Origin of the sequence: Streptomyces sp. NPDC057445 (assembly GCF_042802855.1) — a bacterium.
Lineage (GTDB): Bacteria > Actinomycetota > Actinomycetes > Streptomycetales > Streptomycetaceae > Streptomyces.
On record NZ_JBHVDH010000017.1, the window covers coordinates 96,539 to 121,673 of the forward strand.

At 67.2% G+C, this 25,135-nt stretch carries 21 protein-coding genes; 9 read left to right on the forward strand and 12 right to left on the reverse strand.

Going from position 1 to position 25,135, the window contains the following annotated elements; all coding sequences use genetic code 11:
- Window positions 1-80: 80 nt before the first annotated feature.
- Window positions 81-866, forward strand: a complete 786-nt coding sequence (locus ACFU5O_RS27985) for a nuclease-related domain-containing protein (protein ID WP_384244746.1) — start codon at window positions 81-83, stop codon at window positions 864-866.
- Between the two features lie 285 nt (window positions 867-1,151).
- Here the strand turns inward: ACFU5O_RS27985 and ACFU5O_RS27990 are convergent, their stop codons facing one another.
- From ACFU5O_RS27990 to ACFU5O_RS28000, 3 genes are all read right to left on the reverse strand, one after another.
- On the reverse strand, window positions 1,152-1,694 hold the full coding sequence (locus tag ACFU5O_RS27990) for an SUKH-4 family immunity protein (protein WP_384244747.1): 543 nt from the start codon (window positions 1,692-1,694) through the stop codon (window positions 1,152-1,154).
- A 724-nt stretch (window positions 1,695-2,418) separates the two neighbouring features.
- Window positions 2,419-2,709: a hypothetical protein gene (locus tag ACFU5O_RS27995; protein WP_384244748.1), complete on the reverse strand. Its 291-nt coding sequence runs from the start codon at window positions 2,707-2,709 to the stop codon at window positions 2,419-2,421.
- A 136-nt stretch (window positions 2,710-2,845) separates the two neighbouring features.
- A complete protein-coding gene (locus tag ACFU5O_RS28000; RefSeq protein ID WP_384244749.1) occupies window positions 2,846-3,136 on the reverse strand; it encodes a hypothetical protein in 291 nt (96 codons plus the stop codon).
- A gap of 191 nt (window positions 3,137-3,327) precedes the next feature.
- Between ACFU5O_RS28000 and ACFU5O_RS28005 the strand changes: the two genes are divergently transcribed.
- The 7 genes from ACFU5O_RS28005 to ACFU5O_RS28035 all read left to right on the forward strand — a co-directional run bounded on the left by ACFU5O_RS28005 (window position 3,328) and on the right by ACFU5O_RS28035 (window position 14,397).
- Window positions 3,328-3,999, forward strand: coding sequence for a hypothetical protein (locus tag ACFU5O_RS28005; protein WP_384244751.1), 672 nt, complete (start codon window positions 3,328-3,330; stop codon window positions 3,997-3,999).
- Between the two features lie 468 nt (window positions 4,000-4,467).
- A complete protein-coding gene (locus tag ACFU5O_RS28010) occupies window positions 4,468-5,274 on the forward strand; it encodes a 3'-5' exonuclease (RefSeq protein WP_384244753.1) in 807 nt (268 codons plus the stop codon).
- A gap of 146 nt (window positions 5,275-5,420) precedes the next feature.
- Window positions 5,421-5,630, forward strand: a complete 210-nt coding sequence (locus ACFU5O_RS28015; protein ID WP_384244755.1) for a S1 RNA-binding domain-containing protein — start codon at window positions 5,421-5,423, stop codon at window positions 5,628-5,630.
- 559 nt (window positions 5,631-6,189) lie between these two features.
- On the forward strand, window positions 6,190-7,722 hold the full coding sequence (locus tag ACFU5O_RS28020; protein ID WP_384244756.1) for a DUF2397 family protein: 1,533 nt from the start codon (window positions 6,190-6,192) through the stop codon (window positions 7,720-7,722).
- On the forward strand, window positions 7,719-8,864 hold the full coding sequence (locus ACFU5O_RS28025) for a DUF2398 family protein (protein ID WP_384244758.1): 1,146 nt from the start codon (window positions 7,719-7,721) through the stop codon (window positions 8,862-8,864). Before ACFU5O_RS28020 ends, ACFU5O_RS28025 begins: the two co-directional genes overlap by 4 nt.
- Window positions 8,861-13,057: an SbcC/MukB-like Walker B domain-containing protein gene (locus ACFU5O_RS28030; protein WP_384244760.1), complete on the forward strand. Its 4,197-nt coding sequence runs from the start codon at window positions 8,861-8,863 to the stop codon at window positions 13,055-13,057. Before ACFU5O_RS28025 ends, ACFU5O_RS28030 begins: the two co-directional genes overlap by 4 nt.
- Entirely contained in the window at window positions 13,042-14,397 is a 1,356-nt protein-coding gene (locus ACFU5O_RS28035; RefSeq protein ID WP_384244762.1) for a DUF2399 domain-containing protein, read from the forward strand. Before ACFU5O_RS28030 ends, ACFU5O_RS28035 begins: the two co-directional genes overlap by 16 nt.
- A gap of 215 nt (window positions 14,398-14,612) precedes the next feature.
- Here ACFU5O_RS28035 and ACFU5O_RS28040 read toward each other — a convergent pair whose 3' ends face one another.
- From ACFU5O_RS28040 to ACFU5O_RS28050, 3 genes are all read right to left on the reverse strand, one after another.
- The gene (locus ACFU5O_RS28040) at window positions 14,613-14,996 is read right to left on the reverse strand and encodes a hypothetical protein (RefSeq protein ID WP_384244763.1); all 384 of its coding nucleotides are present in this window, start codon (window positions 14,994-14,996) and stop codon (window positions 14,613-14,615) included.
- A 598-nt stretch (window positions 14,997-15,594) separates the two neighbouring features.
- Window positions 15,595-16,176 carry a hypothetical protein gene (locus ACFU5O_RS28045; RefSeq protein WP_384244764.1) on the reverse strand — a complete coding sequence of 194 codons (582 nt, stop codon included), beginning with the start codon at window positions 16,174-16,176 and terminating at the stop codon, window positions 15,595-15,597.
- Between the two features lie 236 nt (window positions 16,177-16,412).
- Window positions 16,413-18,278, reverse strand: a complete 1,866-nt coding sequence (locus ACFU5O_RS28050) for a type IV secretory system conjugative DNA transfer family protein (RefSeq protein WP_384244765.1) — start codon at window positions 18,276-18,278, stop codon at window positions 16,413-16,415.
- A 340-nt stretch (window positions 18,279-18,618) separates the two neighbouring features.
- Between ACFU5O_RS28050 and ACFU5O_RS28055 the strand changes: the two genes are divergently transcribed.
- Window positions 18,619-19,128: an NUDIX hydrolase gene (locus ACFU5O_RS28055; RefSeq protein ID WP_384244766.1), complete on the forward strand. Its 510-nt coding sequence runs from the start codon at window positions 18,619-18,621 to the stop codon at window positions 19,126-19,128.
- Window positions 19,129-19,133: 5 nt separating this feature from the next.
- Here ACFU5O_RS28055 and ACFU5O_RS28060 read toward each other — a convergent pair whose 3' ends face one another.
- The 6 genes from ACFU5O_RS28060 to ACFU5O_RS28085 are packed head-to-tail and all read right to left on the reverse strand — an operon-like array spanning window position 19,134 to window position 24,865.
- Window positions 19,134-20,495 carry an ATP/GTP-binding protein gene (locus ACFU5O_RS28060; protein WP_384244768.1) on the reverse strand — a complete coding sequence of 454 codons (1,362 nt, stop codon included), beginning with the start codon at window positions 20,493-20,495 and terminating at the stop codon, window positions 19,134-19,136.
- Window positions 20,496-20,501: 6 nt separating this feature from the next.
- Complete coding sequence (locus ACFU5O_RS28065; RefSeq protein WP_384244769.1) at window positions 20,502-21,992, reverse strand: SCO6880 family protein; 1,491 nt, start codon at window positions 21,990-21,992, stop codon at window positions 20,502-20,504.
- A 45-nt stretch (window positions 21,993-22,037) separates the two neighbouring features.
- Window positions 22,038-23,333, reverse strand: a complete 1,296-nt coding sequence (locus ACFU5O_RS28070; protein ID WP_384244770.1) for a hypothetical protein — start codon at window positions 23,331-23,333, stop codon at window positions 22,038-22,040.
- Between the two features lie 2 nt (window positions 23,334-23,335).
- Window positions 23,336-23,749 (reverse strand): hypothetical protein, encoded by a 414-nt coding sequence (locus ACFU5O_RS28075; protein WP_384244772.1) that lies wholly within the window; start codon window positions 23,747-23,749, stop codon window positions 23,336-23,338.
- Window positions 23,727-24,527, reverse strand: coding sequence for a hypothetical protein (locus tag ACFU5O_RS28080; protein WP_384244773.1), 801 nt, complete (start codon window positions 24,525-24,527; stop codon window positions 23,727-23,729). The genes ACFU5O_RS28075 and ACFU5O_RS28080 overlap by 23 nt, the downstream gene beginning before the upstream one ends.
- Window positions 24,527-24,865 carry a hypothetical protein gene (locus ACFU5O_RS28085; RefSeq protein ID WP_384244774.1) on the reverse strand — a complete coding sequence of 113 codons (339 nt, stop codon included), beginning with the start codon at window positions 24,863-24,865 and terminating at the stop codon, window positions 24,527-24,529. Before ACFU5O_RS28085 ends, ACFU5O_RS28080 begins: the two co-directional genes overlap by 1 nt.
- Window positions 24,866-25,135: the final 270 nt, after the last annotated feature.

A 25,135-nucleotide genomic window follows, 5' to 3' on the forward strand; every position in this document is an offset into this window, starting at 1 on the left:
CGTCGGCAGGCGACCGTCGACGTGCCCCGGTCGGGGCACTGTTGTCGTTCCCACCTCAGACGCGGCGGCATACTGCTGGCATGAACGTGCCCAGGGCCGGTGCACTCGCCGAAGAACGTGTCGCCCGCTACCTCCGCGAGCGGGATTACTCCTTTCAGGTCGAGCCGGACTTCGGCACCGGGCGGCATCCCGACTACCTGATCACGGCTGGCGAGCACACGATTGTGGCTGAGGTGAAGGCATTCGAAACCTACGGGATGTTCGAGAACGCGGTGCTGGGCCAGGTGATGGCGCGGTCGCTGGAGGACGCTCTGCCTCCGATCCGGAAGCAGATCAAGAAGGCTGCCGGTCAGCTCCGAGGTCTGCGGGACCGGGGCTGGCCGCTGGTGGTTGTGCTGGACAACCCGGCTGGTCGACCGATCCCCTTTGACTCGCACATGGTTCTCTCAGCGATGTACGGCGACCTCGCGCTGCAAGCCCCTCTCGAGCCTGACGGGGTACTCGGAGAGTTCCGCGCGGTCGCTGGGCGCAACGGGAGTCTTAGGAACGACCATCCGTACATCAGCGCGGTCGCGGTCGTACGTCGGGAGGATCACGCAGCGCTATGGGCCGCCGATTGGTTCGAAGCCCACCGTGCCGACTTCGGCCCGGCCGGCGCCGAGGAGTCCGGCCAGGCCACGAAGGCGATGGTCGCCGCGTTTGCCGAGGCGAGCAAGGACGCCCCAGAAGGCGACGACATCTACCTGGAAGTCTTCGAAACCCTCAGCGCCACGTCTGTCCCTCTGCCACGGGACGTGTTCAACGGCCCCCGCGACCGCCGCTGGATCCCGAACGCCGCCCGGACCGCGCTCGTCCCTCTGGCCTGACCGACGTTGTCAGCACCCGCCGACCTCTGTCCGTATCTTCCCGAGGGCGATGCCACATGATGAGGACTACGTGTCCCTGATCGACCTCGTTTGCATGGAAGGCGCGATCGAGGGGACGGGAGAAGCCGAGTCCGCCCGCGAGGCAGGAGGCACGCGCCTGCTCTGTACGGCGTTTCCGGCCCCGGGACTGGTAAGCCCGCATGTTCCGGTGTCGCGTATTCGCGAGCCGCTCGACGCGCTGGGCACGGTGAGTGATCGTTTGGGGATCGTGGCGGCCGGGGGCAACTACCAGAGCCAGCGGTCGAGGAACTCGGCCCAGATGAACCCGTGGTAGCCGTCGAAGGCAGGTGGATCGATCTTCTTGAGTTCGTCAGCGAGCATGCTGAGCTCGGCCAGGGCTTCGACCTCGCGGTGATCCGGATCGCTGAGGATTTCGGACTCGCTGACGTGCAGGCCGTAGTGGTGCAGGGTCCGCAGCCACAGGTCTATGGAGGAGTTGGCGAACCATGCCTCGCCTTGAGGAAGGACGTAGTAGACCGTCCCTGTGCCGGGTTCGACGCCGAACGACCATTGCAGTCCTGGCACGAGGTTGTCATGGTGATTCTGGGTGAGGAGGTAGAGCGACCTGCCAGCTGACGTCTGGAGTGCTGGAGCCGCCTCCACCTGGAACGATACGTACTCGATCAACTGATCGACGATGGGGATTCCGACATCAACAAGTAGTGCCTTCTGTTCCTCGGGGATCTGCCAGCCCGACACGACTGCCGAGTCTGCCCTTGTGACGTTCCCGGTGCCGGCCCAGGCGGTGAGCTCGTCAAACGTTGTCATGTGAGAGTCCTTCCGCGGCTGGGTGCGATGCGGACCCTATCGAGCAGGGCTGACAGACACGTGGCCCCATCGGGCGACGACATACTCCTCAGTGGCCGCCGGGGGCGTATCGGCTCGAGGTTCCTCCGGCTTCGGTGACCAGCCGGGTGGTGGTCTTGTCGTGGTAGCCGAGTGCCTTCGCGATGACCGGTGCCGGGGCTTTGGAGGACGAGCTGGCAGATCGCGGAAGTCCTGCCGCGCTGCGGCGGGACGCCGATCTCACGCAGATGGACTCGGAGGTTGACTGGGTTCATCGGCTGTCCGGGCTGGCGGCCGGGGAAGAGCCACTGTGAACTTCTGCTGCTGGCGTAGGGCAGGTGCTGGCGGGACTGGAGGTAGGCCCGCATCAGGTCGGCGACGGGCTCCGGCAGCGGGGACGGCGGGTCTCCTAACTGGACAGTGACGGTGGTCTCGTCGTCGGTGACGTCGGCGATGGTGAGTCGAACGATACGGCTGACGGGTTGCGCATAGAGGAGAACGAGCGCGGCCGCGACCCTGGCCGCAGGGGTAGGGAATCGTCGTTGAGGACACGGCGGAGCATCGCGAACCGACGGTGCTGGTGCAGCGGTTCCGGGTCCTGGGTGATGACGGCGGGCGGCAGTGTGAGGCGGGGCATCCGGCCGGTATTCATGCACCATCGCAGGAATGAGTGGGACGGACGGCGGGTGGCCAGGCTCTCGGTGTGTCAGGCGTCGATGTCGGCCTGCTGGCACTGCTGAGTGCCGGGTGTCCAGCGCCAAGCGGTCAGCACGCTGCGACGCTTCGGTGGCGACCCCTTCTTGGCCTTGCCGTAGCGGACCAGCAGGGTGCCGTATTCACCGAACTCCGAGCCTTCTGGGTTGCGGCCGAAGTCGGTGAGGTCGAGCATCCGGGTCTCGTTGCGTCGCAGGCCGTAGGCGTACGCGACCTTGAACAAGGTGGTGTCCCGGAAGGCCGGCAGCCAGCCCTTGCGGCCCTTGCCGCGAACACGCAGCACTTCCTCGTCGGCGTGGTCGAAGAACGCTTCCAGCTCGGGCCGGGTGAAGGCCCGTCGTTCCGGAGTGCCGGAGGCACTCGTCGCTCCAGCCGTAGGCCGGGTTGGTCAGGAAGTCGAAGAACTGGCGCACGGAGCCCTAGTAGTTGCGCAAGGTGGAGCGGACGCATCCGTGCACAGCCCGCAGATCGGCCGACCACTCATCGACGTGCTGCGGCGTCCACTGCCACGGCATCGCGTCGGCATGCCGGGTGAAGGCCCTGACCGTACACTCCTGGTCATCGGCGTATCCCGGCGAGAGGTTCCGGGCCAGCTGCTGGTTGCGCCAGCCTTTGATCATCGCCTCGAAGACCTGCTCGTCCGGCCGCAGCAACGGCAGACCGTGGATCAGGTGCAGCCGAACGGAAGCAGCAGTTGTGTCCAGCTCCATCAGCATCGCCTCGCACATCTGCCGTGCCAGCAGGCCACCCCGGGACCGACGTTGGTCACGCCTGCCGGTGTCCCCTGGCACTGGACGGATTCGCCGCTCGATCCAATGGTTCGGCACCTTAACCCTAGGGTTGACAAAGGTGCCAACTCTAGGGTTAATTGGGGAGGTAGTCGCGCCCAGGGAGGACCGTCATGATGCAGAACTCCGCCGCCCGTTTTCTCCAGGACGCCGACGAGGTCGCCATCCGCCGCGTCCGGCGCGAGGAGGCCCGCGGCCGTCACCAGCGCACCGCCTCCGCCCAGCGCCGCGCCCACTACCTCAAGGACGCCGCCGACCGCCTCGGTTCCCAGCAAGCCGTCGCGGACCGCCTGGGCACCAGCGGCGCCGCCGTCTCCAAGGCCATCACCCAGGCGTCAACCCGCCCGACCGCCGAGGAACTGCCGGTTACCTACATCGAGGTCGAGCTCGCGACCGCCGGCGACGCCGTCCTCACCGCCGACGAGTGGCGTCAACTCCCTGAGGGCGCCAGGCCCGCTGCTGCCCATGTCGCGGAAAGCGCCTGGCGGGCACGAGCCCGCCTCCTCAACGGCATGCTCCACACCGCCGAGCAGACGACCCGAGCGTATGGCGAGGTCTGGTACAACAGCCGTCGCGGCCTCGATCAGCTCACCGTCGAGCAGATGCATGAGGAACTGCGCGAGGAAGAGCCCGGCCTGCCCGACCACCTGCTGCCTTCGACCACTGGCGAGCTGGCTGCTGCGGTGACCCTGGCCGCCGAGGCTGCCAAGTCTCTCCGTCAGCAGCTGGTCGCCTGTTGGGCCGAGCAGGACCGTTGGCGCGATCGCCAGGGTGGGCAACTCTGACGAAACCGCTGACCAGCACGCGGGCCGGGTACGCGCCGTAGCTCCTACTCAGCTCCTCCTCCCGTTGCTGCTGGCCCGTGCGTACACCCCCGCCGCGGTACGTCGCCCCGAACGGGAGTACAGGAAACGGTTCGACCGAACCACTTCATGGACAACCTGACCCGATCCGAACGCGAGTGCAGGAAGGTGTTTCGACCGAAACACCTTCTCCAACATGACAAGGCGTACTTGTCTAACTTGCCTGCACTCACGATCAGTGGCCTGAACTGCGCAAAGTAGCTCCGCCCCCTGGATAACGATCGAACCGGCTCGGAATGCACCGCGTGCCCCGCCCGGATCGCTCTTCTGCGGTGAGCCAACTCTGACGGCCCTCACGTCCGCATTCGACGGAGGCCGCCTGGTCTGCATCAACGGCGTGTCGTGCGCTGTTCGCCGAGTCAATACGGCACCGTGTTTGAAGATCTGCCTATGGAATGCAAAGTGCATCGCGGCGTAGGTCCGAGTACCTGGGGTGATGCGTTCAGTCGGCGCGTCGACGGCGAGCCCGTGCACTTCGTGCGGCCTGCCGATACTCAGCGACCTAGCTGGGCCGCATACGGACGACATGGCTACCTCGGCACGCTTCACGCTCGCACCGACAGCGACGGGTTGTGGCACGTGCAGTCGGCGGCGGAGCGCCATTCCGCCCTGGACGACGCGGTGCGTGTCCTGCGCCGGCCGTCGACATGGTCGCGGGAGTGCGCGATCGTGGGGGGCTGGGCCAGAGAACTGCTCTCCGACCCTGCGCTGTTGATGGTGGATGTCCAGACCTCCGGGTTGGAGAAGGTGTGGGCGGTACAGATCGGTGCGCTGAACAATCAAGGCCGGACCGTGGTCGATGAGGTGCTCAACCCTTGCGCTCCGATCTGCAGCGCGGCGAGCGCCCTGCATGGCATCACCGTCGAGCGCGTCGCGCACGCTCCAACCTTCACCGAGCTCCTGCCCACGCTCACTCGGCTTTTCGCCGGCCGCCGGTGCGTTGCATACAACATGGCCTTCCATCGCGGTGTATTTGAGCGAGAACTCCTGCGCCATCACAGGCAGCGGGCACCCGTCCAGATCTGGCTTGACAGCTGCCAGTGGGAGGACGCCATAGGGCCCGTGGCGGTGTGGAAGGGGCTGTGGTCGGCACGTCGATCGGCATACCGGAGGCAGCCACTGGGCGGCACCTATGATGCGGTCACGAAGTGCCAGGTCATCCTGCAGAGACTCCAGCAGCTGGCCGCCTATGCGTGAGCTCGTCTGGCTGTCGGCGTACTACAGGAACCGGCTCATCGGTTAGTGATGTCGATGCCCTCGTTGATCTGGACTGGCTCGTCGTGTCCCTAAAGTCTCTGCAGGACGATCCGTTCCGTCACTTCGCCCGGACGCATCTTGGGCATGTGGTTTCGGGCAGGGTGACCAAGGTGGCTTCGATCGGAGTCTTCGTTCGTGTCCACGATCACGTCGAAGGGTTGCTGCCAGCCTCGGAGCTGCCTGAGCCGGTGGGCGACGACCAGCCTCTGGCGATCGGTGACGTGCTGTTGGTCGAGGTCGCCGATATCAACCTGGACAGGCGCCGGGTCAAGCTGGTCTTGCGGGAAGGGGTCTGACCGCGGCGACCCTGCGCCTGTGGAGGGGTCAGGCGGAGGCGGCGCCCCCGTCGATGGCGCAGAGCTTGTTCTTGAGTCGGTAGCGTCGAAGAGACCGCTGACGAGCAGAACCCCGTGAACGAGTTCGGTGCGCTCCACTCTGCTCGGCCAGCGGTGCCAGCATGCCTCGACGGTCATGGGCTCGTCCGGGGCGGGTAGGCCAGGCCAGGTCATGGTGGCTCACTTCAGGGAAGCGGCTGCGGTGGTGCGCCCGATTCGAAGTTGCAGGGGGCGCTGCTAGGTGCCGTCAACAGCCCTGCTGAGCAAAAGGCGCGTCAGCGCACTCCGCTGACGGTATGCGGACCCGGTCTCGCCAGGCCGCATGTGAGCACCTGTCGGGCGTTCCTCGAGTCTCGTGCCCCCAAGAAGCGTTAGTTCACCCTTTGGGCTGGGCTCATGCGGTTTGTCGCCGTCGGTACTCACCGCTATGGACGACGTTGTCAGTGCCACCACATATAAATGCGGACAAAAGGTTCATTGCTTGTGTGGAGGTGTGATGGACGTAGCTGTCGTCCCGGCCATGAGGACTGACGGGACCGCTCCTGCCGAGGTCCTGGCCGTGCCCGCCGGGGACCTGAGCCGGTCCCTGGCCTATCTGCTTGTTCCCCTGCGCGATCAGTACGTGGCCATCATGGACGTCCTGACGTCGTGCGTCGACGACCTCAGTCCGGGCGAGATCAGCGAAACCGTCGCTCCGTCCTTCCCCGGCATGACGGTCCAGCTGGTGGCTCAGCGGCTGAAGGACCTGGACGGTAAGTACCGGGTCGTCTCAGGGCATCCGGACTCCGACCTGAGGCGGTTCGAAGAACTCGACGGCACGCGGTGGCGCTGGTCGGCCACGCCGGTGGGGCGTGAGGTACACCGCTTCTACCAGGACGTGCTGCGCGAGCGGGACTGCGGCCAGAGGGAGATCCCTCTGCCGAGCCTGAGGAACATCACCGACGCGCTCACCACCCTTGCCGGCCGCTCCAGCCTGGGCCCTGAGGAGACGGCCGCTTTGGTCAGCCAAGTCTTTGTCAGCCATGACGACCTCGACTCCGCGCTGACCGGCGCGGCCGACGCCCTGATCTCTCTAGCGCGACGGTTCGACCTGAGCCAAAGCGACACCGCCGAACTCAAGTCGATGCTCCTCGGCTACGCCACTCATGTCGTTGCCGAGGTGGAACACGGCGTCGCCCGCGCCCACCGGCTGCTGTGCCTCCTCGGCCCGCGCTTCACCGACCTGGCGGCCACCTGCCGCTCGGCATCCCGCGCGCAAGCTCTGGTGGGGAAGGGCCTGCTGACCGCATCGCGCGGTAGCCGTCCCCAGGACTGGCAGCAGCTGACCGAATGGTTCGACCCGCTGCGGGGGAAGGCCGCGCGGTTCAGCCTGCGTGTGGTAGCGGCCATCCCGGCAATGCACGCCAACCTGCGCCGCCTGCAAGGACTCACCAGTGGGGGAACCGTACGCGCGCGAGCCCTCCACCTGGCAGCGGCCAGCGCCAACCCACAGACCGGGCCCCAGATCACCGCTGCTGCGTTGGCCGACCACCCCTGGCGCAAGCTGCACACCCGCGCTCCCGAAGCGGCCCAGGGCAGCTCCTGGCACGACGGGCCGCACGTACCGCTGCCCTCGCTTCTGCGCACGACAGGACAGATGAAGCCCCGGGGACCCGTCACCCGAGCACGCCAGGACACTGCTGAGAGGGAGGCAGTGGAGCGTGAAGTCGAAGCACACGCCAGACAACAGGCCCAGGCAATCAGCGAAGTCCTCAGCGGCATCCGGCCTCTGTCTGCTCCTGCGGCACGTGCTGCCCTTGCTGCGGTGGTGGCAGCCGCTGGCGCACCCGCCCGCGCCGCGGACGGCGTACGCACGGGCGCCCACGCAGGTCTCGGATGCTCGCTCCTGCCCACACCGGACAACCAGGGCCGGCTCCGCGGCGCCAACTGGTCCCTGGCCCTGCCGGGCCAGATCGCGGTCTTCCACCGCCCCAAGCAGCCGCCCACCCCGCAACAGCTTCAGGTCTTCGGAAGAAGGAACGCTGAGCCCCAGCCCGCGAAGGCGGTCTCATGACCAGCCTCCTCGCCAATCCGGGGGACACCGACCCGGACGCAGCCGACATCTGCCGCCTCCTCGCGGCCGTGCCCTGGCTGTACGAGGAGCGGCATGCCCTCCACATCGAAATGGTCCACCGTCACGCCCACCACGTGCGCCTGACGATGACACGCCTGGGATGGCGCGTCATCATCGAACGTGACCTGGTCCGCCTGATCAAAGGACCAGCTCCCCGGCCGGACGTCTTCGTCCCTACCTCCTCCGCTCCCACCGCCACCTGGTTCTGGCTGTTCATCGCCGCCATCGACGCCCTCCCCTCGCGCGTGGGACTGCCCGCGCTCGTCGAAAGCGCCCGGGCGGCGGCCGCCGAGGTCTCACTACCGGTCACAGGCACCGCTGCTGAGCTGCAGAGCATGCTCAACGCCCTGCACATGCTCATCAACCGCGGACTGATGAACAAGCTGGAAGGAGACCTGCAGACCCTGCTGACCGACCAACGCCCCGCCGTGCTGCTGCAGCTGCACCACATGCGGATCCTGCACCTGATCTCGCCCCGCACCCCCGATGCCCAGCCCCGTGATGCCGTAGCCGAACGCGTGATGGCCCGGCTGGTGGACGAGACGGCCGTCCTCTACAGCGATCTGAACACGGACGAGGAGCACTGGCTGCGCACTCATCTCCACGATGAGGTTGCCGCCACTGCTGAAGCCTTCGGCCTGCACATCGAGGAACGAACCGAAGGCGTTGCGCTGATCGTGGACAGGGAAGACAGTCACGGTTCCGACACCTTGGGCCCTCACCCCTTCCCTCGAGCTCACGGAACCGTCGCCCACGCCGCTGTCCTGATGCGCGACCACGTCCTGCGGCAAAGCGCTGGCGACGCGGATCCGCGCAAGCCCGGCCCCGGTTGGCGCAGCGTGCCCTACCACGACGTCCTGACCCACCTGAAGCTGCTGGCCAAGGAGCACACCAGCTGGGCGAACAACCTACGTGCCTGCGTTCCAAGCCTGGCCGAACGGATTAGAGAGCTGTGGCAAGGCCTGGACATGCTGCGCATCACCGAAGGCTTCGAAACGACCTGGTGGTTCTCCCCGGCGGCTGCCCGCTGGGACACACCGCCTCCGCCCCTTTCCCCACCCGAGGCAAAGGACACCCCATGAGCGACTTGACGATCACCCTCACGCCCTCCACCGACCAGAATCCGGCACCGGCCCCGGCAGCCGAAGGCCGACATCAGCGCCGCTTCACCCTGCATGCCGTCGGTGTCAGCAACGTCTGGGCCTACGCTCATGCGGACTTTCAGATCATCTCAGGACGCCTGGTCCTGCGCGGAAGCAATGGCACAGGCAAGACCACCCTGCTGGAAGCCCTCTACCCTTACCTCCTTGACCTCGACGCACGCCGCCTCAACGCCGCCAAAGCCCGTGGGACCACCCTGGCTGTGCTGATGGAACACGGCCTGCAGGGCACCCGTCGGATCGGCTACCTGTGGGTCACCTTCGCCGCACCCACGCCGCCGCACCAGAGCGAGCCGGGACTGATCACCTACGGCGTTCGACTCGAGTTCTCCCGACATGCCGATGTGCAGGTCACAGTGACACCCTGGCGGATCCCAGGCCGCCCCGAGGGCACCCTGACACTCCATGAGGCCGGCGGCGCGGCCGTCACCGCCGACGACTTCACCCAAGACGTCCAGCAGGTCGACGGAGAAATCTTCACCAGCCCGGACGACTACGTGGATGACCTGGCCACACGGATCTACGGGGCCACGGCAGGCCAGCTACGCGACATCGCGAAGTTGACCCGCAACATCCGCAACCCCTGGAACATGACCGTGGCGACCCCCAAGGATGCAGCAAACGCCCTCCGCGAGAACCTTCCGGAGGTCAGCCAGGACGTGCTGGAGGTCACCGGCAAAGCCCTGACTGCTGCCGACGAGACCCGCAGGCGCTGCGAGCGTGACCGCCAGACCGCCGATCACATGGAAGCGTTCGCGACAGCCTGGTCGGGATACGCCCGCGACACCGTGCACAAGGCCCTGCACAGCGCGACAGCTCTGCGCAGGCAGGCCCAGGCCCTTGAAGCCGAGGCCGAGGCCTACGGCCAAGAGCAGACCGACGCCGCGCGTGAGCTGGCCGAAGTGGAGCGCGAACTCAGCGAAATTGAGGGCCAGCAGGCCCACAATGACGCCCGGATCAAAGTTCTGGAAAACAGCGACGCCATTGCCGACGCTCTCGACCTCGAACGCTTCCGCCAGCACTGCGACCAGCTGAACCGTCAAGCCGCGAGCGCATGGACAGTGCTGGAAAGCCAGGCCGGCGCCCAGGCCGAGCGGTCACAGCATCTGCACGAGGACGCCGAGGACCTGGCCCGCGACATCGATGCCATCCTGGCAGCCGCCCGGCAGTCCGACCCGCAACTGAATCTGGCTCAAAGGCCAGTACGCCTGCACGCCCAGCCCCAGACCGTTCTTGAACTCGCCGACCGCGTTATCGACCCCGGCCCCGCCGTGACCGTGCGCGCCGACGCATCTGAGACCGCATCGCTCTCCAAGGAAATCCGTGACAGCGCCACACGGCTTGAAACCCAGGCCCATCGAGCCGCCTGCCAGCTGCGTGCGCACGAACCCGTAGCCGCAGCCGAGCAAGACAGCCAGAACGCCCACATCGCCGCGGAAGCGGCCGCCGCAGCAGCTCATGCCGCTCACGCCCGCCTGCAGGAAGCCACACATCGCGCCAACACCGCCGCCCAGGCATCTCTGGACACCATCTCTGCATGGCCCGCACAAGTCCTGACCAGCCTTCAGCTGGCCTCCACCGCCACTCCCTTCCCCGATGCGGTGACAGCCTGGGCCGAACAGCACACCGGCAACGAACCGTCCCACGTCCTGGCCGCTGCCCAGAAGCTCGAGCGGGAAAGCCGAACCCTTCTCGACCGCGCGGCCGAGCGGGTCCTCCAACGCGCCGAGCGACACCGCCGTGCCGCCGCCGCCCTGGAAACGCAGGCCGACGACAAGGACGCCGAGGCACGGCACTGGTCCGGCGGCCAACTCCCGCCCCTGCCCCGCCCCAGCTGGGCACCGTCTGTTCCCGACGACCATGTCCTCGGCGCTGCCCTGCGCTGGAACGACGACGCACCTCCCCCCGGCCCTGACCGCGACCGCCTCGAAGCAGCGCTGACCACGAGCGGACTACTCGGCGCAACCCTCACCCCCAGCACCCTTCACGCCCCCGGAAGCTGGACCGCAACCGTCCGTGGACCCCAAGCTGTGCACAGCCTCAACCGTGTGCTGGAGCCGCTGCCCGAACACCCCCACGCGGGCACCGTCACCGCACTCCTGGCCCGCATCGCCCTCCTGCCCAGCGCCGACCAGACCGCCAACTGCCCTTTGACCATCGGCCAGGACGGCAGCTGGAGCGCTGGCCCGCTCACCGGCCGCCACCCCGGCGCCGACGACCCCACCATGCTTCCCAGCGCAGCCCACGTCGGCACTGACGCCCGCCGGGCCGCCGCCCACCGCCTGGCCGAGCAGGCCCGCGCGGAAGCACGCACCCTACGGACCGACGCCGACCGTCACCGCCGCGCCGAATACCACCTGAACTTCCGCGCCCAAAAACTGAAGGACGCCAGCAGCACATTCCCGACGCTCGACGACCTCGACCATCACGAAACGGCCCGCGTTCAGGCCGCCACCACCGACACCCGGGCCCGGGAGGAAGCCCGTACCTACGAACACACCGCCTACGCCGCCAGCGAGCGATTCGAGCTGCTGCAGCGCCGCTGGAACAGCGAAACCCGCACCCAAGGCCTTCCCGCCGACCCACTCCAGCTCACGCACCTCACCGAAGAGAACGCTCGCCGAACAGCCCACCTACGCACCACCGCCGACCGGCTGACCCATCTCTCCCAATCCGTCGAACGCCTTGCCACACGCTCCGCATCCCCCACCGAATCGCTCGACCCGGCCTTTGAACAGGCGCGGAACCTGTACCTGGAACACCAGCACGCCGCCGCGGAGCTCCACCAACGTCAGCAGCACGTCCCCGACGACGTCGCCGAACTGCAGCAACGGCTCGGCGCCGCCCAGGACGAGCACGAGCGACTCACCACCCGACACAAGCGCGCCACCGCCCGGCAGAAGGCGGCGCAGAAACAGAGCATCGACAGCACCGCCCGTCGTGAAGAACTCTCCCGACGTCTTCAGGCAGAGGCCCCTGCCGCGGAGGCAGCCATGACCCGTCTGCGCACGCTCATCGCAGCCCCCGGTATCCGCTCCGATACCACCGACGGCGACAACAACGACCACATCCTGACCATCGCCGCCGACTACACCGAATCCGGCCCCACCACCACACTTCAAGAGGTCCACGCACGCGCCGACACCCTGCGCGCCCACCTGGCCAGCGAACCCATCCACGGATGGCAACTCAGCATCCACACCGGCGACCAACACGACCAGCACGACCTGCACTACCAGCTCCTGCGCGACGCCACCGCCTACGCACCGCCCGAGGCCGCCCAGCACGCCGCAGCGCTGCGCGACCGTGCCGAACAGGAACTCGCTGACGCCGACGCCACTGCTCTGGACAAGTTCGTCGTCGGCCGCATCCCCGCAGCACTGGGCGCCGCCTGGGCCCGGCTCATGGACTGGTGCAGACTCGTCAACCAGCGCATGGCCCTCGCCACTGCCTCCTCCGGCGTCGGCGTACGTGTTGACATCGCCCTCGAGCGCAGCCTTTCACCAGGACTGCGCACCATCCACCGACTCGCCTGCCACACCTCAGATGCCGACCGCACCCCCGACGACCAAGAACGCATCTGCGCCGAACTCCTGGCCCAGCTGCGCACCAGCACCGACGGAACCGCCCCCGACGCCGCCGAAAACCGCGCCGCCCGGCTGCGCAGCATCGTCGACATCAGCAACTGGGTGACCATCCGCTACGAGATCACCCGCCCCGGCGAAGACCCAACCACCTGGGGCTCCGGCACCCACCTGTCCGGCGGCGAGCGCCGCCTCGTGGTCCTGGCCCCCATGCTGGCCGCCCTGGCAGCGGCCCACGACAGCCTCGCAACCACAGCCCCCCGCATCACGGCCCTCGACGAGATCCCCGCAGAGGTCGACCTCACCGGCCGCGACGCGCTCGCCCGCTACCTCTCCCACCTCGACCTCGACCTCATCTGCACCAGCCATGCCTGGGACGGATCACCCGACGCCTGGGACGGCGTCGACGCCTACAACCTTCACAAAACCTCCAACGGCACCGTCATCGCCCGACCCATGCACCTCTACAACGACCGCCTCGAAGAACTCCTCAACGCCACCCTCGGAGAGGGGCCATGGCACGCATGCTGAACTCCTGCCCTCTGTGCCCAGGCCACTGCACCGACGCCGACCTCACGCCACTGCTCAATCCTCAGTTGCGCTGGCTCTGGGAGCAGATCGCCACCCGCTGCGACCACAGCGGCGATACCACCCTCAGCCAGGGCCGCCTCACCCTGCGCATCCCGGCCAGTCCTGAAGAGCGCAGCGCCGCCGGACGCCTGCTCGGCAGCAGCAGACTCCTCCCCGCAACCAAACGCACCATCGACCTCGCCCGCCTGACCCGCAAGCTCACCGTCCGCGGCCCTCACCTCACGCCGGCCGCCGTAGCCGCCCACGCCGTGAACCGCACGCTCGGCACACCCGCTCACCACCGCAAGCAGCACCAAGCCCGGGCCCAGCGAATCGAGGACCTCCTCCACCAACTCCTCAGCAACCTGCCCCAAACAGCCCGCCTACGCCCCCACCCGCAGGCACTCTGGGCCCAGCTGCGCACCCAGGGCACCGCCCACCGCGTCCTCACCGCCAACAATCCCGAGCGCCTCCTGCACCACTACACAGCCGTCCTCACCCACCTCCCCCCACCCGGCACCGTCCTCGACCGGCGCCTCCTTGCCCAAAGCAGCGCCGGCCACCCCAAAGCCCTCGACCGCGGCACACTCCTCGCCACCCTCATCCGCGCCACCGCAGACCACACCGGCACCGTCCCCCCAAACGCGAACTACCGCGAAGCCTGGGCGCTCCTCGGCGTACGCTGCGACGACCTCACTGGCGGACTGCTCACCATCAACCTCCACCCTCTCGGATTCACCGCCCCACCCGGCCACGCCATCACCCTTCCGCCACGCAGCCTGCAACTGTGCACCTGGCCCGACCCTTTTGGTAGCGGCGGCGTCTACATCACCGAGAACCCCTCGATCGCCACCGCGATGCTCGACGAACCAGACCTCGCACCCGGAACCCCCCTCATCTGCCTCCTGGGCACACCCTCCACCACAGAAACCGAGGCCCTCGGCAGACTCGACCAGACAGGCTGGTCCCTAGCCGTACGCGCCGACTTCGACCCAGCCGGCATCCGCCACGTGCACGCCGTCCTGAAAGAAGCGCCCACTGCCCAGCCATGGCGCATGAACAGCACCCACTACCTGGAAGCGCTCACCATCGAGCCGGACCCCACGACGGAACTTGACCCCGACCAGATCCCGGACACCCCCTGGGACCCAGGCCTCGCCGATGCGATGCGCCGCCACCGCAGAAGCTCGTTCGAAGAAGCCTTGGCTCTCGAGCTCGTCGACGACATGAGGAGCGCACAGCCAGGACCGCGAGGCCGAGGAGAACCGGGTTCGGTGAGGCGGGAGGTCATCTCCGTGTAGGTGCCGGCACTGGTCGGGTCTTGGCCGGAGGAGTGAAAGAGGACCGAGTTGATCACTACCTTCAGAGCTTTCTCGAACCGCCCGGTGGTGAGGCGCTCTGCCCAGTGAGTACGGGGTCTGTTCCCGGCAAGAGGCGAGGCGTACCGTGCCAGATGCGAGGCCTCCCACAACGTTGCGGCCCGTGGTCCCCCAGGACTACGGGCCGCTTCGTGAGTTCAGGACCCTTCCCGGCTTCCCCTGAACGCTTCCTGGGTGGTGTTCAGGACGGCTGCCAGCTTGGCGGCTGCACTGTGATTGACCGGGTCGGTGAGGAGCGGTGCGAGCTCGGCAGCCGTGAAGGGAGTGCCCTGCTCGCGGCGCAGGAGTCGTTCTTGGGCAAGGTCTGCCACGTTGTCTCGGTCGGCCTCCTCAACGGCGGGCAGGGGTGTGTCATCGTCGAGCGCGGTGTCGAGGAAGTCCTGGTGCCTGGCGATCAGTTCTTCGTCGGAGACACCATCGAGCGCGCCAGCCTTGAAGGCGATCGTGAATCGGTCGCCGTCGGGTAGTTCTACGGTTCGGATTTCGTACTCGGGCTCGTCGTCGTCGGGCTGTGTACTCATGAGCGTCCCTCCCTGGTGCTGGTGGATCACGGTGCGCCTGAGGGGACTCTGGGTCAAGGGTGTGCGCAGTATCTGCAAGCGCCGGGTTCCTGTGCACGCAGGACCCGGTCACGTACCCCAGAAGGAGGGGCGGGTCAGTCCGGTGGCCTGGTTCAGGTGCGGCCCGCACAAGCGTCTGCGATGACGCCCTGGCCGCAGCACCCCGACACCACGCCCGCGCCCGCGCCAGCCGGGTCGTAGCCAAGCCCGCCACGCCTGACCTGACATCAGGCGAACGCCTCGCTGAGCTGCGCGCTGGAGGAGTGGCTCGACTGGCAGCTACGCGACACCCCGCGGAAGATCCAAGCCCTTGAAGCGGCAGTCGAGCGGCCCGAGGGCTACGTCATCGAGCCCAAGCGCAACCCGTCCCACCCGGAGCCCCGCGGTCATCCACCGTGCCTCCTGCCGCATGCCGCAGCGGGACACCCTCCCCATCAGCGCCGACCAAGCCCGCCTGGGTACCAGGGAGGCGGAGAACGTCAGCGGGTGCGGACTTCTGCGCGCCGCAGCAGCACCTCGGGATTGGCGGCGAATGAGCCCAACTATCTTGCACGCCAGTTCAGTCACCATCGACAGCCCTGGGCCGCGTTGCAGGAGGGACTCCTGGCGGGCCGGCTTCAGCGACCCGTTTCCTGTATCCGACATCCGAGCCAAAGGTCGTTCTCGACTTGAGGTTGTGGTACCCGTTGGTGCACTCGCCGAGCCACATGCGGCCGATTCGGTCGATCCCGCGGGACCATGCGTCGTGCCACAGATAGGGCCCGGCTGCAGCGTCTTCTTCATTGCTGTACGCCGACTCCCATCCGGTCCATAGGGCGGTCAGCTCGGCGACCACGGCGCCGTGTTCCCACCAGCAGGCGTGGGGGAGCTGCTCAGTGGTCAGCTCGTACTGGTCCGCCAAGCGGATGACCCAGCTGGTGAACTCCGCCCAGAGTTCTTGCCGCTCTTCGTCCTTGATTTTGTGCCACACGACCGGCGAGCCCGGTGCCCGGTCGCTGGCGTCATCGCCGTCACCACCGGACTTCGGGGCAGCGCGGACAGAGCTCGCGTCCTCCAGGCGGGCAAGCCGTGCGGCGAAACTGGTGAGCTCCGTGTTGATCGATTCGAGGGCGTCGAAGAGTGGTCCCAGCGGGTCAGGCACCGGGAGCCTCCTTCCGCTGGAGCCTCGCCGGTGCCTGGTGCGGCGCCGAGGCTGACTGAGGTGTGCGCGAGGAGGACTGCGGTGCGTGATCGAAGAGATGCGCCAGCGGGTGCTCCAAGACCGTTGGTGATCGGTTGGCGGCCGTTGGACCATCGGCGGCCTGGTCTTTCGCCTGGGGGCCGATGCGCTGGAAGCGCCTTCGGTCCGTGGAGTTGGGAGGCTGATGGATGCGGAGTTCAGGCTGCGGCATGGTTGTTCACCTTCCTGAGGGCTTCCTTGGTGGCTTCGGCGATCTCCTTGGCCCTGGCGCCCTCGTGGATGCGCTCGAACTTCACCCGGGTGACGGGTGTGCGCCGGTGGACGACGAGCCCTTCCCGCTCCTTGATCTGGCGGATGTCTCCGGGCTCGAGGACGGCTCTGCGTCGTGTGGAGATGCTGACGGAAGCCCGGTCGCCGTCATCGCTGACCGACTCGGTGTCCTCCTCGAACTCGCCCGCAAGGGCCGAGTAGGTCTTGAGCTCCTGCTCGTCGGATACACCACCCAGAATGATCTTCACTGTGGCGGCAGCGAACATCTTCCTGACACCGATCTCACCCCAGCGCTCCTGAGCCTGAGCGAGATTCTGCAGCACGGCGACCATGAAAATGTTCTGGCTACCTGACACGGACATCAGGGAGGGGATCTGCGGCAGCGGGGCGACATTGGCGAGCTCGTCGCCCAGCAGGGCGAGCGGCGGGTCCAGCCGGCCGTTGGGCATGCGGGCGGCGATCACTTTCGCGGTGTCCAGGATGGCGCGGCTGAAGGCCGCCATGATCGGCGCAAGGCTGGAGCCTTCCTCCTCCTCACCGATCAGGAAGACCGTGCCGCCTTCGGTGAGCCACTTGGCGATGGAGAAGTTGTTCTCGTCGCCGGCGGACAGGCCGAAGATCGCCGCGACCTTCTGGTCATACAGAGCCAGGACGCTCTGCTCGGCCGTCCGCCAGCTCGCCGACCGCTCCTCCGGCGCCGCGGCGTGCTGCGCGGCCAGGGCGCGCGCGAGGTTCGGCTGGTTGTGCCGGGCCAGGATGTCGACGGGCTGCCGCTCCGTGGGGGACGTGGCCCACCGCAGGATGTCCATGGCGCTCAGGCCGTCGAGCGCCGCGGCGTGCAACCAGCACGTCATGAGCATCTGGGCGTTCATGACGAAGTAGCCGCCGTTCTTCGTCCCCTCGTCGGACTTGGCGGTACCTGTGAGTGTCTCGGCGCGCTTTCGGGCGACAGTAAAGTCCTCACAACCGTCCACGAGGCTCCACTGCAACTGCAAGGGCCAGTTAGACAGGCCAGTGGGGTCGAGAACCATCACCGGCCCGTTCTTCTCGCGGGACTTCGCCGTCGCGTAGAGCACATCGGTCTTGGACGATGTCGCCAGCACGGAGCCGGGGAAGTCCAGGATCCACGGAATGATCAGCTGCGAGGTCTTTCCTTCACGGGGCGGCGCGACGATGAGGGCGGTCTCCTCGAAGGGGATGTAGAGCTTCACCCCGGTGGGTATCGCGGTGCCGCAGAAGACCGCGACCTCGGTCACCGGCACATCGGTCACCTTCGGCGGCGCGCTGGTGCGACGCCACGCCACGGCCAGGCCGGGCTTAGCGGCCTTCTCCAGAGAAGGCCGGGAGGCGGACAGGCTTGGCCGCAGGGCTCCGAGCCGCGACAGTGCCTTGCCCTCACCCATCGCATCCTCGAGCTGCGCACGAGTAGCCAGACCGTCAGTGCCCTCATCGCGCATGGAGCGCCAGCGCCGCCATCCGGCCCGTGCGCCCCAGCAGGTGCCGGCCGCCGTGGCCACGAACGACGGGTAGAAGGCGAACGGGCCGCCAACACCGGCTGAGGCCGGAAAGGCATCCTGCGGACGCAGGGGATGAAGGAACAGCTTGGGTATCGCGGCGGCCGTCTCGTTCCACGACACCAGGGCCGGGGAGGCATGAGCGAACACACCGGACAACAGCGCGGCTACCCACGCCCAGAGAGTGACCGCTACCGCGGTGATGCACAGAGCGATCCACCAGGCGTCCTTGTACACGTGCAGACGGTTGCCGGAGTGTGGGGTGACGACCTTGGCCACTGCTACGCACCCCCTCGGGCGGGTGTGGCCGTGGCGCTCGCCGCGCCGGCGGGAACGGAGGCCTTGCGGGGCTCCGCCCGGCTATTCGCGACGCCGGCAGCGGAGGCTTGGTGGAGGAGCGGCATCGTGCGGCGCCGCGCTCGGCGGCCGACAGGCAGGTGGGGCATCACGCGGCGCCCTTTCGCATCGAGATGAGTGGGGCCACGGGGGCGTCGTCGCCGGGCGCGGTGAGCACCCGGACCTGGCCGACGGCTCCGCCGACACCTCGGGCACCCATAGCGCGAGGTAGAGCGGACACCCGAACGCGATTGCGAGAGCGGCCCCTGCGATCGTGTGTCCCATGGGTGAACTGGTTGAGAGGGTCGATGAGCAGGACCACGTCGTGGCGGTCGTCGACCGTGGAGAGGCGATTCGGGAGCGCTGGCTGCACCGGGTCGCGACGATCGTATGCCGCGACGGCGACGGACGGATCCTCGTGCACCGTCCCCCGGACGAGGCATCCCGCTTCCCGGGGCAGTTCAACTGGATGCTCGGTGGCGCCGTCGACGCTGGCGAGTCGTACGAGGAAGCCGCAGCCAGGGAACTGGCGGAGGAGCTCGGGGTCCACGCTGATCCCCGCTTCGTGCTCAAGTTCCTGTGCAACGGCATGATCAGCCCCTACTGGCTGGGCCTTCATGAAGCCGTGATCACAGCACCGATTCAGCCCGACCCCAAGGAAGTCGCCTGGTTCGACTGGCTGACTGAACCCGAACTCGAAGAGATCGTCCGCCGCTCCGAATTCGTCCCGGATGCCCGCGAGGCACTCGACCGATATCGAGCGCCGGCCGCCCCGAGTCACCCATTCGGTTAGGCTCGTCATCGCTCCACCACCCTTCGGTTCACGGGGATCAGGACGTCGGTATTCGTGACCTCACTGGGTTTTTCGGTCATCCTGCGGTTGGTGTTGGTCAGCTCGATCTCGATGGCGCTGCGAATGTGCTCGACCAGGTGCATGCGATTCCCCACCTGCCACACGGCTCGGCCGGGGGAGCACCGGCTGGCGCCGTCGGCGAGGGCTTCGCGGGCCCAGTCGGGCAGCTGCAGATAGTCGGCCGTGACATCGGCCTCGGCTTTGTCCATGTGGTAGAGCACCCGGGTGGCCGTCAGCTTCAAGATCGCTGCCGCTTCGGGAGCCTCGTCGACCATCAGGTCGCCGAGGTGATGCAGGATCGCCCAGAAGGAGAGGCCAAGGCGCCTGCCGTAGCGGACGAACTCATCGAACAGCCTGGCCACGGGCCGGTGGGAGAGGATGTGCCAGGCCTCTTCCACAATCAAGGTCCGCTTCGTGGTGTCGCCTGGCTTGATCCAGGCGTAGCGCAGCCATGGCCCGATGACACTCATGAGCAGCGGCATCGCTTCGCCCTCACGGGGCAACTTGGTGAGGTCGAAGACGATCAGGCGAGCATCAAGGTCGATGCCCGGTGTGGTGGGCCCGTTGAACAGCCCCGCAAGGTCCCGGGTGTTGCTGCACAGCTGGTCCATCGCCAGGCTGGCAGGCTGTCCCCAGCGGACCATGTCTTCGACGCCGACTTCGCGTTTGCCGAGCATGGCCGGCTCGGGGTTGGTGAGCGCGTCGTGAATGTCGGACAGCACCGCCACCCGGTCCTCAGCTGCGGACCGGTCCCGGGCCGCGGCGTGTGCCACCGACAGCGCGAACTCTGACTCGGAGGTGAGCGGACCGCCGACGATCTCCACCATCGAGCAGAGGATCTTGAACTGGTGCTGCGCGGGGATGCGCCGGTCCAGCGGGTTGAGCCGTACCCCTTCGCTTTCCTCTCCGCCGTAGACGAGGCGGATCGGGGTGACGCCCACGGCGCGGGCGATGCCGTCCCACTCGCCCACGCCGTCCTCCCCCTGGGCGTCCAGGATCGCGAACGACCTGTCCCGAAAGCGCAACTGCCGCAGCACGTAGCACTTCTCCAGGCTCGACTTGCCGAAGCCCGACTTGCCCAGGACCAGGGCGTGGCCGCTGGGAAGCCGTTCACGCGCAGACGGGTCGTACAGGATGAAGGGGTCATAGATGTAGGCCTTGCCGGAGTAGATCTCCCGGCCGATGATCACGCCGCGGGGATCCGATGAGGGCGCCCCAACCGCCGGATACAGGGCGCAGGCGGTTGCGGTAGTGGTCCGCAGGGCGCGGCGCCGGGTCTGGGACTGTGCACGGATGAGTTCGAACATGGCGCCTCAGTCCTTCAGCAGACCGGTCACGAACGGGAGCGTGTTGGTGAAGGCCCGGTACTGCTCCGTGTCGCACCACTCCAGCGCAAGCTGCGACTTGACCGCAGCGGCCCGTACCGTGTTCCGGTGCTGGACCAGCAGGTCCGGATCGGGCGCGGTGACGGTGACCCAGCCCGTGAGACGGATGCCGGCCGCCCCGTTGGCGAGGTCGTGCATGGTCGAGGCCGATGCCCCGAGTTCCCGCTCCTCGCGCGGGTCCGTGATCTTGCCGGGGCTGCGGTCGGCCTGTCCCGCCTCGTTGGTCACGTCCGCCATGGCGTCCTCGAGGGCCTGGTCCGTCGGCACCATGCGCATCGTGACCCCAACGGTCAAGATCACATCCGATACGTACAGCAGGAGGGGAGCGAGAAAGTTGACCCCGACCGGAAGGACCGGGAACTGCTTGACCCAGGCCGTGGAGGTGTACCAGGGGTCGGCGCCCTCCCAGCTTCGGGCCGCCATCCTCGTGGGCTCCCGCGCATCCATCTCGGCCGGCCAGCACGTCGCACGGTCCATACCGCGGGTGTCATTGAGCCAATGGTCTGGCGCGTAGCTGTGATGAATAAGCGAGGCCAGCCCGGGCTCGTCCAGGTTCCGCACCCAGCGCAGCTGCGCACCCGACAGTGAGCGGATGAATCCTTCGATCTCCTTGCCCAGCACTTCGCCGTACCCCGCGTGCAAGGTCTGGTACTTCAGAGCCTCTGCAGCCAACTCCTGGGTGTAGGGGATGCCGAGGACAAGGAACAGGCGCCGGTCCTCCGCATAGACCGAGACCATGTCCACCAGCTGGTCGTAGGAGTCGCTCAGCCAGGTGGGTGCGGCAGGGTCCCGGCGTACCGCGGCATCGTGCGCGTGGGCGTTGGGATCAGTCGGGAGCAACCGTGCCAGCCACTGCACGTACTGGATGCGGCCGCCGGACTCTGCGGTTTCCTTCAGCAGGTACTCGTAGGCTGCGATCAGCGCTTCCTTATCCCCGCCGTCCAGACCACCGAAATTCTTCGCCCCCTCCACTTCGATGCAGGTGACGAACATCGACTCAGTAGGCTCCAGAAGGACAGCGATATCCCCGTACGCGGTCTTGGCCGTGATCCATTCCAGGGAGTCCGGCACACCGACGGGCTGTGCGACGGGTGCGGGGGTGCCATCGCGGCGCCGCCCGGCCAGAGGCGCGGTTGAGCGGTAGAGGAGGCGTCCGTCCCGCAGCAGCCGTCGGTAGGAACGTCTGATCTCCAACCAGCGCAGGAAGGTCCGGCCCTTGTAGGGCACCATCGTTGCCCATATGCAGCCACCTGCAGCTCCGAGGCATCCGAAAATCTTCAGAACGACGCCGGGAAGGGCGGCGAGCAGGCCGACGGACAGGGCGATTCCCCCGAGCAGAACCAGTTGCTCGTCCATTTCGAAGCGGCGTCCCAGCAGGCCGCGGGGACGCGGCCGAGGGAACGAGAAGGCGCGGTCCATCGCGACTCCTTTCATGAGAAGAGGTAGGTGTGGGGACGCCGCCGGCTACCGGTCGGGCGGCGGTGGCGGCGGGGCGATAGGCGGCGGCGGGGGAGCCTGGCCGACAGACGGCGGCGGTGGCGGCGGCGGGGGTGGGGGAGTGGGCCCATTCCCTGACCGTCGGGGCGGTGGGGCGGGGCGCCGTGGAGCGCCTGGACCTCCGCCGGAGCGTCCGGCACCCTGACGGCCACCGCGAGGCTCTCCGCTGCCCCTGCTGGAGCCGCTGCTTGAGCTGCCACCTGCGCCCAGACCGTTCGAGTCGCTGCCTCCGCTGGAGCCGTTACCACCCTGGCCAGCATCGCCGGAGGCATTGCTGGCACCGTCCTTTGCTGCCTGCTTCGTTTGGTCACGCAGGCTGTCGGCGCCCTGCTTCGCAGCCATCGCGGCAGCACCGGGTCCAGGTACAGCACCAGGGCCCCCGCCTCCAGGCGGTGCAGGAGAGCCGCCTCCCGGCCCGCCGTCCGGGCCGCCAGCTCCTTCGCTGGCCGAGTTCTTATTGGCAGCCTGGGCCTTCATATCGTCGTGCTTCGTTCTCGCCTGCTTGGCACGCTGCCCAGCTTCGTCCTTGACCTGCTGCATGGACTGGATCTCGTCACCGACGATCGGGAGCCACTTGGCGATCTGGAAGGGCATGAACAGGGCCATGAAGAGCAGAGCCAGGAAGGTGATACACGTGCCGATGGCCTTCGACATGGAAAAGTCATCCACAGCGGCCGTGCCATCGAGCAGTGCTCCGGCCAGAGCAAGCGCCAGGTAGATGCAGAGCTTGCTGGCTATGACACCGCCCATGACGCCGACCCATTTACGGGTATGACCCCACAAGTCCTTGTCGACCAACCCGGAGAAGACCAGAGGGCCGAAGATGAGGCCCAGGAGGATCATCGCGTTGCGCACGATGAGCATGACCCACAAGCCGAAAACGGCAAGTAGCAGCATCAGCCCGATCGGTATGGCAATCACCACGCCGACCCCGGGCGCCAGCGTAGAGATTGCCGCGAGGGCGGTGAACACGGCGAGGCCGCCAGCAATCACCTCGCCGATGTAGTCACCGAGGACGGCCCATGCGGCGGTGTCGATGAAATCGACCGTGTAGGCGACCGCTAGCGGCGCGAATCCGGCGACGGCGACTGACATCACCAGGTAGCCAACGTTCTCCATGGCGGCCTGACCGAGAGGTACACCGCGCACCACCCGCTTCACCACCGAGATCAGCCACATGACCATGGTGAGAACAGTGGCGAGCCCGAAGACAAGCCCATAGAGCCGCAGGAAACCTTCGTTCCCCCAGTCGATTTCCATCATCGCTAGTCCCCCTCGGCCTTCTCGGCCTTCTTCTTTCCCTTGGGGGCAGTGGGCTTCTTGCCAGTGAGTTCCTCACCGAACGCCTCGAGCATGCCCTTGCTTCCGGAACGGAGTTTGGCCTCGATATAGCCGAGTGGGTCCGTGGCGAAATCGACCGCGGTGCTCGCGGCATCGACGGCCCCTGCTACGCCCTCGACTCCCGGGGTGTTCTCGTACAGCCACTCCGCCCCCTTCTGCGCCTTGTCGCACACGTACTTGCCACCGGGCAGGTTGCACGGACTCAGCGGATTCGGTGGTGCGGCCTTTGCTTCGGGAGCTGAGGGACCAACAACGACGGCGGCGCCGGCCAGCAGCACGACGGCGGTGATCTGCGCCAGCCGTCGGCGTAGGCAGTCAGCCTGCGTAGCGAGGTGCATCGAATCCCTCATTCGCCTGGCGCATCTCGCCAGTGGAGGACGGCTCGGAGTCAGCCGCGACCAGCGGAGTGGGGCCATCCGACTGGCTGATCGTGGCGACCTTCCAGTCGCCCTCCTGCCACTGCAGAATCACCGTGTACGTCGACCAGGTGCCTGAGACAGGCATCGGCGACTTCTCCGCGGGAACGCCGACAAGCTCACTCATCCAGACCTGGACTGTCGCCGTCTCACTGGAGAAGGCGGTCACCTTCGTGCCGAGCGGCGACGCGCGCATCACCATGCTCGGCGCTGTCTTCGCCGAGACGCCGAGTGCAGCCAGCAGTCCCTTTGCCGCCTGGTCGTCCTGTGACTGCTGGCCAGGTAGCGCGGCAGAAGTCATCACCGTGCTGAGTACCTGGTGACGCAGCGCCTGATCACTGAAGTAGCCCGGGCTCGACCGAGCGGTCTGATAATTGACCGCGGCCGCCACAGCACCCTCCCGGGTGCGGGGGTAGCCCACAGGAATGCCGTTCCTGACCGAGCTAGCCTTCGCGCCGGGGCCGCGGCCGCCCGCCTGACTTGTCGGGGCCGTCCCGGCCGGCGCGGCACCACCCGCATCCTCGTCGTTCGAGCCGCTGCCGCCGAAGAGGGTGAGCAGAATTCCGAAAGTAACGACGACACCGAAGACGATGCCGCCGACCTTCGCACGACGCCACGGGGAAGGCTCCCCAGGTCCGGGCGCCTCCGGCGCCTTCGCCGTCAGGCTACGCGTTCCCGCCTGCCTTTGATTCGCAGCCATCAGATTCCAAACCCGTAGACGATGGTGAAGAGCGTCGCCATCGACGCGACAGTGAAGAGACCGAGAAGGGAACTGGCGACCATGGTCTGCCCCTTCTTGGTTTCCATCGTGTTGTGCTGCTGATTTCCGACACGGATATGAACCGCGCCGACGACGGCGCTTCCAAGAAGGAACAGGATCGCGCCGGCCATGATGACGCCGACGACGATCTTCGCCTTTCCCTCGAGAGCGCCGAACGGGCCCCAGGCGGGGGCAATTCCATCGACCAGACCGCCAATGCCACCCCCACCCTTATCGCCTTCTGCGGCAAGCTCGATCAGATGCTGTGTTAGCTGCACGAATCCCCTCCGAGACTGCGAAAACCCGGCCCTGCCCAAACAAAGGAATTGGGGCCATCAGGTCGTCGGTAGCGGGGAATTCGAGCATCACGTGAAGTCGCCGACACTCGTGATCCGGGCGGCTTGCCTGTCGCCTCCCACTCCGATGCATTGACGCATCTGCGATTGAGTGTCATAGAATTCAGCGCGAGTTGTCGATTCCCTGCTGCATTCACCAGGCGCACACGCTAGCCACGCATCAACTGGCTAGGCAGTAGCGCATTCGCAGCC

Coding starts and splice junctions, on each gene's coding strand:
- ACFU5O_RS28030 (WP_384244760.1), top strand. CDS start 8,861: ATGAGCGACTTGACGATCACCCTCACGCCCTCCACCGACCAGAATCCG.
- ACFU5O_RS27990 (WP_384244747.1), bottom strand. CDS start 1,694: ATGACAACGTTTGACGAGCTCACCGCCTGGGCCGGCACCGGGAACGTC.
- ACFU5O_RS28055 (WP_384244766.1), top strand. CDS start 18,619: ATGGGTGAACTGGTTGAGAGGGTCGATGAGCAGGACCACGTCGTGGCG.
- ACFU5O_RS28035 (WP_384244762.1), top strand. CDS start 13,042: ATGGCACGCATGCTGAACTCCTGCCCTCTGTGCCCAGGCCACTGCACC.
- ACFU5O_RS28070 (WP_384244770.1), bottom strand. CDS start 23,333: ATGATGGAAATCGACTGGGGGAACGAAGGTTTCCTGCGGCTCTATGGG.
- ACFU5O_RS28000 (WP_384244749.1), bottom strand. CDS start 3,136: ATGGAGCTGGACACAACTGCTGCTTCCGTTCGGCTGCACCTGATCCAC.
- ACFU5O_RS28075 (WP_384244772.1), bottom strand. CDS start 23,749: ATGCACCTCGCTACGCAGGCTGACTGCCTACGCCGACGGCTGGCGCAG.
- ACFU5O_RS28005 (WP_384244751.1), top strand. CDS start 3,328: ATGATGCAGAACTCCGCCGCCCGTTTTCTCCAGGACGCCGACGAGGTC.
- ACFU5O_RS28040 (WP_384244763.1), bottom strand. CDS start 14,996: ATGAGTACACAGCCCGACGACGACGAGCCCGAGTACGAAATCCGAACC.
- ACFU5O_RS28020 (WP_384244756.1), top strand. CDS start 6,190: ATGAGGACTGACGGGACCGCTCCTGCCGAGGTCCTGGCCGTGCCCGCC.
- ACFU5O_RS28065 (WP_384244769.1), bottom strand. CDS start 21,992: ATGGACCGCGCCTTCTCGTTCCCTCGGCCGCGTCCCCGCGGCCTGCTG.
- ACFU5O_RS28080 (WP_384244773.1), bottom strand. CDS start 24,527: ATGGCTGCGAATCAAAGGCAGGCGGGAACGCGTAGCCTGACGGCGAAG.
- ACFU5O_RS28060 (WP_384244768.1), bottom strand. CDS start 20,495: ATGTTCGAACTCATCCGTGCACAGTCCCAGACCCGGCGCCGCGCCCTG.
- ACFU5O_RS27985 (WP_384244746.1), top strand. CDS start 81: ATGAACGTGCCCAGGGCCGGTGCACTCGCCGAAGAACGTGTCGCCCGC.
- ACFU5O_RS28025 (WP_384244758.1), top strand. CDS start 7,719: ATGACCAGCCTCCTCGCCAATCCGGGGGACACCGACCCGGACGCAGCC.
- ACFU5O_RS28010 (WP_384244753.1), top strand. CDS start 4,468: ATGGAATGCAAAGTGCATCGCGGCGTAGGTCCGAGTACCTGGGGTGAT.